Origin of the sequence: Curtobacterium flaccumfaciens, from assembly GCF_018598405.1 — a bacterium.
Taxonomy (GTDB): Bacteria; Actinomycetota; Actinomycetes; order Actinomycetales; family Microbacteriaceae; genus Curtobacterium; species Curtobacterium aurantiacum.
Map to the genome: position 1 here is coordinate 1 of NZ_JAHEWS010000046.1, position 11532 is coordinate 11532.

Annotated in this window: 11 protein-coding genes; 3 read left to right on the forward strand and 8 right to left on the reverse strand. The window is 71.9% G+C overall.

The features are described from left to right. Nucleotides 1–423, forward strand: a 423-nt coding sequence (locus KK097_RS17375; RefSeq protein ID WP_214545585.1) for a class I SAM-dependent methyltransferase, incomplete at its 5' end; no start/stop codon positions are given. A 30-nt stretch (nt 424–453) separates the two neighbouring features. On the opposite strand, the gene KK097_RS17380 is transcribed toward KK097_RS17375, so the two are convergent. The 3 genes from KK097_RS17380 to KK097_RS17390 all read right to left on the reverse strand — a co-directional run bounded on the left by KK097_RS17380 (nt 454) and on the right by KK097_RS17390 (nt 1748). Next, the gene (locus KK097_RS17380) at nt 454–831 is read right to left on the reverse strand and encodes a type II toxin-antitoxin system death-on-curing family toxin (RefSeq protein ID WP_214545586.1); all 378 of its coding nucleotides are present in this window, start codon (nt 829–831) and stop codon (nt 454–456) included. Next, on the reverse strand, nt 828–1085 hold the full coding sequence (locus tag KK097_RS17385) for a ribbon-helix-helix protein, CopG family (protein ID WP_250896895.1): 258 nt from the start codon (nt 1083–1085) through the stop codon (nt 828–830). The genes KK097_RS17380 and KK097_RS17385 overlap by 4 nt, the downstream gene beginning before the upstream one ends. A 123-nt stretch (nt 1086–1208) precedes the next feature. Continuing rightward, nucleotides 1209–1748: a gluconokinase gene (locus KK097_RS17390; protein WP_214545587.1), complete on the reverse strand. Its 540-nt coding sequence runs from the start codon at nt 1746–1748 to the stop codon at nt 1209–1211. Between the two features lie 112 nt (nt 1749–1860). Here KK097_RS17390 and gnd point away from each other — a divergent pair, with 112 nt between their 5' ends. Continuing rightward, nucleotides 1861–3318: an NADP-dependent phosphogluconate dehydrogenase gene (gene gnd, locus KK097_RS17395; RefSeq protein ID WP_214545588.1), complete on the forward strand. Its 1458-nt coding sequence runs from the start codon at nt 1861–1863 to the stop codon at nt 3316–3318. Nucleotides 3319–3384: 66 nt separating this feature from the next. On the opposite strand, the gene KK097_RS17400 is transcribed toward gnd, so the two are convergent. Further along, nucleotides 3385–4119 (reverse strand): hypothetical protein, encoded by a 735-nt coding sequence (locus KK097_RS17400; protein ID WP_214545589.1) that lies wholly within the window; start codon nt 4117–4119, stop codon nt 3385–3387. A gap of 107 nt (nt 4120–4226) precedes the next feature. Here KK097_RS17400 and KK097_RS17405 point away from each other — a divergent pair, with 107 nt between their 5' ends. Next, nucleotides 4227–5852 carry a molybdopterin-dependent oxidoreductase gene (locus KK097_RS17405; RefSeq protein WP_214545590.1) on the forward strand — a complete coding sequence of 542 codons (1626 nt, stop codon included), beginning with the start codon at nt 4227–4229 and terminating at the stop codon, nt 5850–5852. Nucleotides 5853–6401: 549 nt separating this feature from the next. Here the strand turns inward: KK097_RS17405 and KK097_RS17410 are convergent. From KK097_RS17410 to KK097_RS17425, 4 genes are all read right to left on the reverse strand, one after another. Beyond that, nucleotides 6402–7181: a putative protein N(5)-glutamine methyltransferase gene (locus KK097_RS17410; protein ID WP_214545591.1), complete on the reverse strand. Its 780-nt coding sequence runs from the start codon at nt 7179–7181 to the stop codon at nt 6402–6404. Further along, complete coding sequence (locus KK097_RS17415; RefSeq protein WP_111090688.1) at nt 7178–8155, reverse strand: ribose-phosphate diphosphokinase; 978 nt, start codon at nt 8153–8155, stop codon at nt 7178–7180. The genes KK097_RS17410 and KK097_RS17415 overlap by 4 nt, the downstream gene beginning before the upstream one ends. A 61-nt stretch (nt 8156–8216) precedes the next feature. Next, on the reverse strand, nt 8217–9644 hold the full coding sequence (gene glmU / locus KK097_RS17420) for a bifunctional UDP-N-acetylglucosamine diphosphorylase/glucosamine-1-phosphate N-acetyltransferase GlmU (RefSeq protein ID WP_214545592.1): 1428 nt from the start codon (nt 9642–9644) through the stop codon (nt 8217–8219). Between the two features lie 148 nt (nt 9645–9792). Next, entirely contained in the window at nt 9793–11175 is a 1383-nt protein-coding gene (locus KK097_RS17425; RefSeq protein WP_214529076.1) for an MFS transporter, read from the reverse strand. Nucleotides 11176–11532: the final 357 nt, after the last annotated feature.

The following is an 11532-nucleotide window of genomic DNA, read 5'->3' on the forward strand; positions in this document are numbered from 1 at the left end:
GCACGGCAGGGGAATCGTGTCATCGGCATCGACGCGGCGCCGGAGTTCGTCGAGCACGCACGACGGACGCACGACGCCTCGGTCGACTTCCGGGTCGGGTCGCTCGACGCGCTCCCGCTCGCGGACGGCAGCGTCGACGGGGTCCTGGCCTGGTACTCGGTGATCCACCACGAGCCGTCGCGGATCGGTGGGCCCCTGGACGAGTTCCGCCGGGTGCTCACCCCCGGCGGTGGGCTGCTGCTCGGGTTCTTCGAGGGCGCCGCGGTCGAGGCCTTCGACCACGCGGTCGTCACCGCGTACCGCTGGCCGGTCGCGTCCCTGGTGGCGCTGCTGGACGAAGCGGGCTTCGACGTGGTGGACGTCCACACCCGCACGGACTCGGGGCACCGGCCGCACGGGGCGATCAGTGCGGTGCGCCGCTGATCGCTGACCGCTGTCCGTTCAAGCGGCCTGTCAGTCGTCCGAGACCATCGAGCTCAGAGCCGCGGCGATCTCCGGCACGGCATCGAGTTCCCCTTCGGCGATCGCGACGATGAAGTCGTACGCCTGATCGTTCGAGGCGTGGAGCCGGACTCCGTTCACGCCGAGGAAGACCACGAGCAGCATCAGGCCGAGGCGCTTGTTGCCGTCGACCAGGGCGTGGTTCCGGACGGCGGAGTGGACGAGCGCCGCAGCCTTGTCGACCAGAGTCGGGTAGGCGTCGTTCCCGCCCACCGACGCGGCGGGTCGCGCGACCGCCGCCTCGAGCAGTCCGACGTCGCGGACCGCGTCGTCAGCCCCCAGGCTCCGTCGAGCGATGTGCAACGCCTCGTCGGTCGTGAGGTGGATCACTTGCCGAGTCGTTCGAGCGCCTCGGCGTAGCGCGGGAGCTCTCGGTCGAGGATGCCGTCGATCAGATCGCTGCGGCTGTGCTGCTCGACGTACTCGCGGATGGCGGCTCGGGCGACGTCCTGCATCGAGCGCTCCTCGAGGTCGGCACGCTTGCGCAAGGCCGCTGCCTCGGCGTCGTCGAGTCGGAGGGTCATGGCCATGGCGTCGATGGTATCAACGGTGGTATCTGAACGGGCGACAGCGATCGTGGTCATGGAACGACGGTACGAACGTCTCCCACGACGCACGCGGAGTTCGGAACCGGTTGGGGATGACGACGGCCGCGCGGCAGCCTGTGGAGGGACTGCCCGGATCCACCGCAGGTCGTCGATGGGTCGTCAGCCGGAAGTGACCGCGAGCGCGGCGAGGATCTCCCGCACGGTGTGGTCGACCGAGCCGTCGATCGACACGGCAACGGCGGTCTCGTCGGACTGCGGCCGCTCGAGGGTCGCGAACTGCGAGTCGAGCAGCGTCGTCGGCATGTACTCGTGCTGGCGGTGGGACTGCCGTTCGGCGATGAGGCCGCGAGAGCCGTCGAGGAAGGCGATGACGAGACCCGGTGCGGACGCGCGCAGGCGGTCGCGGTAGGCCCGCTTGAGCGCCGAGTTCGCCATCACGCACCGAGACCCGTCGGCCTCGACCGCGGCGATCCGGTCGGCACAGGCCTCGAGCCACGGCCAGCGGTCCTCGTCGGTGAGCGGGGTGCCCTGCCGCATCTTCTCCTTGTTCGCCGCCGGGTGCAGGTCGTCGGCGTCGACGAAGACGCACGGTTCGCCCCGCGCCACCAGGGCGTCGGTGAGGGCCTGGCCGATGGTGGACTTGCCGGAGCCGGAGACGCCCATCACGAGGACGGGCGGGTGGACAGCGAGCTCGCTCATCCCTCCACAGTATTGATCCGGTGAACTCTGGTCCCCAGTTCCCGGAACACCTGTGCGATCCCAGACCGCCGGTCGTAGGTTGGGCGCCAACGTCAGGACAAAGGAGGCCCTCGTGGCAGACAACAACGGTCAGGCGAACATCGGAGTCGTCGGACTCGCGGTGATGGGTTCGAACCTCGCCCGCAACCTCGCATCGCGCGAGGGCAACACGGTGGCGGTGTACAACCGCACGTACGCCCGCACCGAGGAACTGCTCCAGGAGCACGGCGACGCCGGGTTCATCGCGTCCGAGGACATCGACGGTTTCGTCGCCTCGTTGTCCAAGCCCCGCACCGCGATCATCATGGTGCAGGCCGGCAAGGGCACCGACGCCGTGATCGGGCAGCTCGCCGAGCGCTTCGAACCGGGCGACATCATCGTCGACGGTGGCAATGCCAACTTCCACGACACCATCCGACGTGAACACGACCTGCGCGAGAAGGGTCTGAACTTCGTCGGTACCGGTATCTCGGGTGGTGAAGAGGGCGCGCTGAACGGCCCGTCGATCATGCCCGGCGGCTCGAAGGAGGCCTGGGAGACGCTCGGCCCGATCCTGAAGTCGATCGCCGCGGTGGCCGAGGGTGAACCGTGCGTGACCCACATCGGCACCGACGGTGCCGGGCACTTCGTGAAGATGGTGCACAACGGCATCGAGTACGCCGACATGCAGCTCATCGCCGAGTCGTACGACCTGCTCCGTCGTGTCGGCGGGCTGTCGGTGGAGGACCTGGTCCAGGTGTTCGACGAGTGGAACAAGGGCGACCTCGAGTCCTACCTGATCGAGATCACGGGCGAGGTCCTCAAGCAGCGCGACGCCGACACCGGCAAGCCCCTGGTCGACGTCATCCGCGACGAAGCCGGCTCCAAGGGCACCGGCGTCTGGACCGTGCAGAACGCGGTCGGCCTCGGCATCCCCGTCTCGGGCATCGGCGAGGCCGTGTTCGCCCGTGCCGTCTCGTCGAAGCCGGTCCAGCGCGCGGCCGTCCAGAAGTCGATCACGAACCGTCCGCAGCTCGCCGAGGTGCCGGACACCTTCGCCGACGACGTCCGGGCGGCGCTGTACGCCTCGAAGGTCGTCGCGTACGCGCAGGGCTTCGACCTCATCATCGCCGGGGCGAAGGAGTACGGCTGGGACATCGACCTCGGCAACGTCGCGAAGATCTGGCGGGGCGGCTGCATCATCCGCGCCCAGTTCCTGAACCGCATCGTCGAGGCGTACGACGAGAACCCCTCGCTCGAGAGCCTGCTGGTCGACCCGTACTTCGCGAACGCGGTGTCCGAGGGCGAGGCCGCCTGGCGCCGCATCGTGGGCATCGCTGCCGCGTCGGGCGTCCCCGCGCCGGGCTTCTCGTCGGCGCTGTCGTACTTCGACTCGCTCGCCTCCGATCGTCTGCCCGCGTCGCTGATCCAGGGGCAGCGCGACTTCTTCGGTGCGCACACCTACCAGCGCATCGACAAGGACGGCACCTTCCACACGCTGTGGTCCGACGACGACCGCCGCGAGGTCGAGCAGGAGCCGTCCACGCACTGACGATCCTGAGCGTCGGGGGGCCTCGCGGACCGCGGGGCCTTCCGAGGCATCAGCCGAACGGTCGGGTCAGGCGACGATGCGTTCGCGTGCCAGGTCCGACACGAGCCGGTCCAGCCGCGGACCGCGCCCGAGCAGCCGACCAGAGCCCGGGGCGGTCCGGACGAAGAAGGTCGCCACGGCCGGGGTGTCGTCCGGGCGGATGTGATGGATCGCCACCGCGCACGCACGGCGAGCGCCGCCCGAGCCGCCGGCATGCTCCGCGATGCCCTCCGCAACGTCTTCCGCCACGTCCTCGAGCCCGACGTGCACGACGCGACTCCACCGGATCACGAGCAGTCGGGTCGCCCGGCGTTCGTCGAGTTCCCACAGCGACGCCTCGGTGGCGCCGAAGGCCCAGGTGACGCGTGACCCGAGGCGGGTGTCCGGCCGGACCTCGTCGACGACCCCACGGAGCTCGGGCGTCGGCGCCGCCGGCACCAGCCAGACGGTCGGGTCGATCCGGCGGATGGCGAGGGCGAGGGCCTCGTCGGCCTGCCGTCGCCGTGCTGACGCAGTCCGCACCACCGCGATCGCGATGGCCACGAGACCGAGGGCGATCGCCCCGAACTCGACGAGGCCGTACCAGGACAGATCCGCGCCCGGCACCACCGAGAGCACGACGATCCGGGTGATCAGCACGGCCAACCAGACGGCGACGATCACCCAGCGCAGCGTCGAGAGCCGACGTGCCGGCGACATCGGCGTCCGACCCGCACCGCGGGCACGACCGGACCGCGGGACACCATCGGGACGCTGCAGCACGGTCCGATCCTCCCACGAGCCGCCCGCCGACTGCTGGCCGGACCCGATGAACGCCCGGGGAAGCCGACACACAGCCCACGAGCGGCGCGGCGACCTACGCTCGGGCGGTGACCACCGAGACGACGGACGAACCGATCGGCCGACCGACGGCGAGCCCGCCCGACGGTCCCGACACCGGTCCGACCCGACACCCGACCCTGTTCGCAGCGGCCGTCGGCATCGTGGCCGCTGCCGCGTTCCTCGGGGTCGCCGAGTTCGGCGCACTGCTGCTCGGCGGTGCAGGCAGTCCCCTCGTGGCCGTCGGGTCCGCGGTCATCGACCTCGCTCCTCCTGCCGCGAAGGACGTCATGGTCGCCGTGTTCGGCACCGGGGACAAGGTCGCCCTGTTCGTGCTCATGACCGTGATCGTCATCGCGATCAGCGCCGGTGCCGGTGTCCTCGAACGGGCCCGACCGCCCTTCGGTGCGCTCGTCTTCGCTGCCGGCGGGGTGCTGGCGCTCCTGGCCGTGAGCACCCGCTCGGGTAGCGGGACCTGGGACGGGGCCCCGACGGTGCTCGGCATCGCGGCGGCCGTGGTCGTCCTGCGTCTGCTGCTCCGGCGACTCCGCCGGTGGGAGGCCGCGGCAGCCGTGCCGACCGCGGCACCGCGTCCTGCCTCGGCGGAGCGCCGCGCGTTCCTGGTCTGGGGCGTCGGGACGGCGACCCTCGCGGTCGTGGTGGGCACCGCCTCCCGGCTGGGGTCGTCCGCGATGCAGGCGGCCGCCGCTGCCAGGCGGGCCATCCGTCTGCCCGCCGCGGCGACGAGCGGTCCGGCCGTCCCCGCGGGTGCTTCGCTCGACGTCGACGGCATCACGCCCTACATCACGCCGAACGCCGACTTCTACCGGATCGACACGGCCCTTCGGGTGCCGCAGGTCGACCCCGCCGACTGGTCGCTCCGGATCCACGGTGCGGTCGAGCAGGAGATCACGCTGACGTGGGACGAACTGCTCGCGCTGCCGCTCGAGGAGCACGTCGCCACGCTGAGCTGCGTGTCGAACGAGGTCGGCGGCGAGCTCATCGGCACCGCGCGCTGGCTCGGCTACCCGATCCGGGAGCTCCTCGCACGGGCCCGGCCCACGGGCGACGCCGACATGGTGCTCTCCCGCAGTGTCGACGGGTTCTCGGCCGGCACGCCGCTCGACGTGCTGCAGGACGACGGCACAGCGGCGCTGCTCGCGGTCGGGATGAACGGCGAACCCCTGCCGACCGAGCACGGGTTCCCGGTGCGGATGGTCGTGCCGGGCCTGTTCGGCTACGTCTCGGCGACGAAGTGGGTCACCGAGCTCGAGGTCACCCGGTTCGCCGACGCGCAGGGCTACTGGACCCCGCGCGGCTGGTCCGAGCGCGGCCCGGTCAAGCTCGAGTCCCGCATCGACACCCCGCGCAACGGCACGACCGTGACCGCGGGCAAGCCGGTCGCGATCGCCGGGGTCGCCTGGCAGCCGCACACCGGCGTCAAGGCGGTCGAGGTCCGTGTCGGAGGCGGCGACTGGCAGCGCGCCGAACTGGCCGACTCGGTGTCCGCGGACACCTGGCGACAGTGGGTGTTCCGCTGGACACCGACCGCGGGGTCACACCGGATCGAGGTGCGTGCGACCAGCGCCGACGGCGAGGTGCAGACGAGCGTGGACCGTCCGCCGGCGCCGAACGGTGCGACGGGCTGGCACACCGTGACGGTCGACGCGCGCTGACCGTCCGGAAGCGGGTCTGCGACACGCCCGCGGGCAGCCGTCAAGCTGGCAGAAAGCGTCGGTTCGTGGGCGCGCGGGCGACACTTCGTGCCGCCTCGGCGAACCTGAGCGGTGTGTCGTGACCACTCGTCGCCGGCGCGCTCCGGTCGCCCGAAGGCCTGGAGGCCCGGTGCCGGCCCGCCCCGCCCCTCGCCCGGGTCGCGCGACACGCCACGTGCGTCGGGCCGGGGTGCAGAAAGTGTCGGTTCGCGGGCGCGCAGGCGACACTTCGTGCCACCTCGGCGAACCTGTGCGGCATGTCGTGACCACTCGGCACCGGCGCGCTCCGGCCACCCGACGGCCTGGAGGCCCGGTGCCGGCCCGCCCCGCGCCTCGCCCGGGTCGCGCGACACGCCACGTGCGTCGCGCCGAGGTCGCAGAACGCGTCGGTTCGCGGGCGCGCAGGCGACACTTCGTGCCACCTCGGCGGACCTGAGCGGCATGTCGTGACCGCTCGGCGCCGGCGCCAGGCAGGCAGACCAGGACCAGGGCCAGGCGGGCAGACGAGGGTCAGGCGGGCAGGGTCGCGACGACGCAGGTGCCGTCGACCTCGGCGTCGCGCTCGACCTCGGTGGTGAAGCCGGCAGCCGTGAACGCAGCGGCGGACGCCTCGGCCTGGGCCTCCGACACCTCGATCACGACCGCGCCACCGGGACGGAGCCACTCCCCAGCGCCCGCAGCGATCCGCCGGTGCAAGTCGAGGCCGTCCGCGCCGCCGTCGAGGGCGACGCGGTGCTCGTGCTCCCGGGCCTCGGCTGGCATCAGCTCGATCGAGGCCGTCGGCACGTACGGGGCGTTCACCGCGATGACCGCCACGGCCCCGCGGAACCGGTCGGGCAGCGGGGCGAACAGGTCGCCCGCGACGACGATGCCGCGGTCCCCGACGTTCTCGGCCGCGACGTCGACCGCATCCGGGTCGATGTCAGTGGCGACGAGGTCGAGTGCGCCGACGCGACCGAACAGGGCGACCGAGATCGCGCCGGCGCCGCAGCACAGGTCGACCACGCGGTCGTAGCGCTGCAGCCGGCGCGCAGCGTGTTCGACGACGACGGTGGTGCGCGCACGCGGCACGAACACTCCCGGGGTCACCCGGATGCGGTGCCCGTCGAACGCCGCCCAACCGAGCACGTACTCGAGGGGCTCACCGGCGAGCCGACGCTGCACGAGCGTCCGGAGCCGGACGGGCTCACCGTCGCCGGCCTCGAGCAACAGGTCTGCTTCGTCCTCGGCGAAGACGCTCCCCGCGGCCCGGAGCCGGGCCGCGAGGGCGTCACGCGCGGGGTGGGTCAAGCGGCGCCATCGAACATCGACGTCACCGAACCGTCGTCGAAGACCTCGTGGATGGCGCGGGCGATGAGCGGCGCGATCGGCAGGACCTCGAGGCGGTCCCAGCGCTTCTCCATCGGCAGGGGCAGGGTGTCCGTCACGACCACGCGGTCGATGAACTCGCTCTGCAGCAGCTCGGTCGCCGGGTCCGAGAACACGGCGTGGGTCGCGGCGACGACGACACCGGTGGCACCGGCGTTCTTGAGCGCCTCGGCCGCCTTGGCGATCGTGCGGCCGGTGTCGATGAGGTCGTCGACGAGCAGGCACACGCGGCCGCTGACGTCGCCGACGATCTCGTGCACGGAGACCTGGTTCGGCACGAGCGGGTCGCGGCGCTTGTGGATGATGGCGAGCGGGGCGCCGAGCTTCTCGGACCAGATGTCGGCGACGCGGACGCGGCCCATGTCGGGCGACACCACGGTCAGCGTCTTCGGGTCGAGGATCTGGCGGAAGCGCTCGAGCAGCACCGGCATGGCGAACAGGTGGTCGACGGGGCCGTCGAAGAAGCCCTGGATCTGCGCGGCGTGCAGGTCGACGCTCATGATGCGGTGCGCGCCGGCGGCCTTAAACAGGTCGGCGACGAGGCGGGCCGAGATCGGCTCGCGGCCGCGGCCCTTCTTGTCCTGGCGGGCGTAGGGGTAGAACGGCGCCACGACCGTGATGCGCTTCGCCGAGGCACGCTTCAGCGCGTCGACCATGATGAGCTGCTCCATGAGCCACTCGTTGATCGGCGCGGTGTGCGACTGGATGACGAAGGCGTCGCAGCCACGGACCGACTCGTCGAAGCGGGCGTAGAGCTCACCGTTCGCGAACGTCCGGGCATCGGTCGGCACGAGGTCGACCCCGAGCTCCTCCGCGATCTCGGCAGAGAGCGCCGGGTGTGCTCGCCCCGAGACGAGGACGAGTCGTTTCTGGCCGGTTGTCTTGATTCCGGACAAGTGCGGTGCTCACTCCCTGACCCACGAGGGGTCGATGTCGGCGACGGGTGGTCGCCAGGATCTATTCGCCGTTCGCGAGCCGAGCAGCCTCGGCCGCCGGAGTGCCGGGTCGGTGTTCCTCGACCCATCCGTCGGTGTTGCGCTGTGGGGCGTAGCTGATCGCGAGGGATCCGGCCGGGACGTCCTTGCGGACGGTGGTCCCGGCACCGGTGTACGCACCGTCACCAATCCTAACGGGGGCGACGAACACGTTGTGCGAGCCTGTACGGACGTTCGAGCCGACCTCGGTGCGGTGCTTGTGCACGCCGTCGTAGTTCGCGGTGATGGTGTTCGCGCCGATGTTCGAGTCCTCGCCCACCTCGGCGTCGCCGATGTAGGACAGGTGCGGGACCTTGCTGCCGCGGCCGATCCGGGCGTTCTTCGTCTCGACGAAGGTACCGATCTTGCCGTCGTCACCGAGGATCGTGCCCGGCCGCAGGTAGGCGAACGGGCCGACCGAGGCGCCGTCCCCGATCACGGCGAGGGTGGCGTCGACGCGGTTCACGGTGGCGCGGGCCCCGACCTCGGTGTCGCGGAGCGTGGTGTCCGGTCCGACGACGGCGCCGGCGGCGATCGCGGTGGCGCCGATGAGCTGGGTGCCGGGCAGGACCTCGGCATCGGGCTCGATGGTGACGTCGAGGTCGATCCAGGTGGTCGCGGGGTCCTGCACGGTGACGCCGGCGAGCTGGTGCTGCCGGACGATGCGGGCGTTGAGTTCACGGGCGGCGTCGGACAGCTGCGCGCGGTCGTTGATGCCGGCGACGAGCCACTGGTCGGTGAGGGTGACGACGTCGATGATCCCACCGCGCTCGGCGATGAGCGTCGGTGCGTCGGTGATGTACTTCTCGCCCTGGGCGTTGGCGGTGGTGAGCCCGGGCAGCGCGGCACGGAGGTGCGCTGCGTCGAAGGCGTAGATACCGGCGTTGGTCTCGGTGATCGTGCGCTGCGCGTCGGTGGCGTCCTTGTGCTCGACGACCCCGACGAACGCACCGGAGGCGTCGCGGACCACGCGGCCGAGGCCCGTCGGGTCGGGGGCGATCGCGCTGACGAGCGTCACGGCGTTGGCGGCACCGATGTGTGCGTCGACGAGGAGCCGGAGGGACGCCGCGTCGAGCAGCGGAACGTCGCCGGACAGCACCACGACGGCACCGTCGAAGTCGGCCGGGAGCGCCTGGACGGCCACCTCGACCGCACGGCCGGTGCCGGGGACGTCGTCCTGGTCGACGACGATCGCGTCGGGCGCGCGCTCCACGACCTCGGCCGCGACGAGGTCACGCTCGTGCCGCACGACGACGGCGACGTGCTCGGGGCTGAGGGACGACGCCGTCCGCAGGACGTGCCCGATGAGCGGCAGCCCGGCGAGCCGGTGCAGCACCTTGGGCGTGGACGACTTCATGCGCGTGCCCTGCCCGGCGGCGAGGACGACGACGGCGATGCGCTGGTCGGTCATGCACCCATCCTGGCGCACCGCAGCCCGGGCCGCCCGACGCGACCACGGCCCTGTGCGGAACCGTGCGCACAACCGCAGCCTGTGGACGGACGGGCACCGCGCCTCCAGGCCGGGCCGACAGAAGGCCGCACCTCAGACAGGACACGGCTCAGGCGCGCGCGACCCGCGGTTCCGGCTTGACGAACGCCATCAGGACCAACCCCGCGACGAGCACGACGACCACCCCGAGGATCCCGAAGCGCGTCGACCCGCCGACGGTCACCGCGACGCCGAACAGCGCCGGCGCGAGGAACGAGGCGGCCCGGCCGGTGGTGGCGTAGAGGCCGAAGAGCTCCCCCTCGCGGCCGGGCACGGCCAGGCGCGCCAGGTACGCCCGCGACGACGACTGCACGGGGCCGACGAACACGGCGAGGGTCAGTCCGAGCACCCAGAACCACTCCGTCCGGGTGCCGGCGACGAACACCCCGACCCCGCACAGGGCGAGCCCGACGAGCGACACCATGATGAGCGCGCGTGAGCCGAACCGGTCGTCGAGCCGTCCGGAGACGAACGTCGCGATCCCGGCGACGACGTTCGCGGCGATGGCGAACAGGATGACCTCGGACGCACTGAACCCGAACACCTGGGCGGCGACGATCCCGCCGAAGGTGAAGACCGCCCCGACGCCGTCGCGGAAGACTGCGCTGGCGAGCAGGAACGCGAGGACGTTGCGGCGCTCCCGCCACAGCCGGGCGATGTCCCGCACCAGGTCGGCGTAGGCCCCGAGGACGCCGCCGCCGCGGGTGCGGTCCGGCACAGCCTCGGGCACGGTGAGGAACAGCGGGATCGAGCTGACGGCGAGCCAGACGGCGGCGATCCCGATCGCGACGCGGACGTCCCACTGGCCGGCGGCGACCGTGGCCGGCAGCTGCAGGAGCCCGCCGACGACGCCGTCGCCCCGGAAGTCCTGGATGCAGAGCACGAGCAGCAGCACGAGCAGGACGATGCCGCCGAAGTACCCGGCAGCCCAGCCGATCGCGGACACACGACCGGTGCGCTCCCCGTGTGCGATCTGCCCGATCATGGCGTTGTAGCCGACGCTCGCGATCTCGTAGGCGACGGTCCCGATGCCGAGCAGGGCCGCGCCGAGCAGCAGGTACGGCTGGCTCGGCGCGACGAAGACCATGCCACCGATCGACAGTGCGACGCCGATCGTGGCGATGAGGACCGAGCGGCGACGGTGCCCGGAGGAGTCTGCGAGCCGTCCCATCGCCGGTGCCACGAGCGCCACGACGATCCCCGCGATGGTCAGTGCGGTCGAGACGACGGCGGCGTTGTGGGCGAGTTCGCGTTCCACGATCGCCTTGCCCGCCGCGGACGTGTCACCGACGAGCGCCGGGTCCACGAACGCCCGGCTGGCCAGGTACGTGCTGAACACGAAGGTGGTGACGACCGCGTTGAACGCGGCGGAACCCCAGTCCCAGAGCGCCCAGGAGACGAGCGCGCGCCGGTCGGTGCGCTGCGGCACGACGGCGGCCGGTGAAGCGGTCATGCGCGAACCGTAGCGCGTCCCGGTGACGCGACGGTGGCCCCGTTCCGGGACACGTGCGGACGGGAGGCGCGGGGCGGCCCGGCCCCGCGCCTCCAGTCCGCACCGTGCGTAAGTCGTCACCCGGTGCGAGCTTCCACGCATCGTGCCCGGCTGCAACGCCGCACCAGGCGGCCAAGCCCACACCGTCCGACAGACCGTGCACCGTGCCGGGCGGGAGGCGCGGGGCGGCCCGGCCCCGCGCCTCCAGTCCGCACCGTGCGTAAGTCGTCACCCGGTGCGCGCTTCCACGCATCGTGCCCGGCTGCAACGCCGCACCAGGCGGCCAAGCCCACACCGTCCGACAGACCGTGCACCGTG

Excerpts from the sequence above, each read along its gene's own strand:
- KK097_RS17425 (WP_214529076.1), bottom strand. The coding sequence starts at position 11,175 with ATGACCGCTTCACCGGCCGCCGTCGTGCCGCAGCGCACCGACCGGCGC.
- glmU (WP_214545592.1), bottom strand. The coding sequence starts at position 9,644 with ATGACCGACCAGCGCATCGCCGTCGTCGTCCTCGCCGCCGGGCAGGGC.
- KK097_RS17385 (WP_250896895.1), bottom strand. The coding sequence starts at position 1,085 with ATGACCACGATCGCTGTCGCCCGTTCAGATACCACCGTTGATACCATC.
- KK097_RS17390 (WP_214545587.1), bottom strand. The coding sequence starts at position 1,748 with ATGAGCGAGCTCGCTGTCCACCCGCCCGTCCTCGTGATGGGCGTCTCC.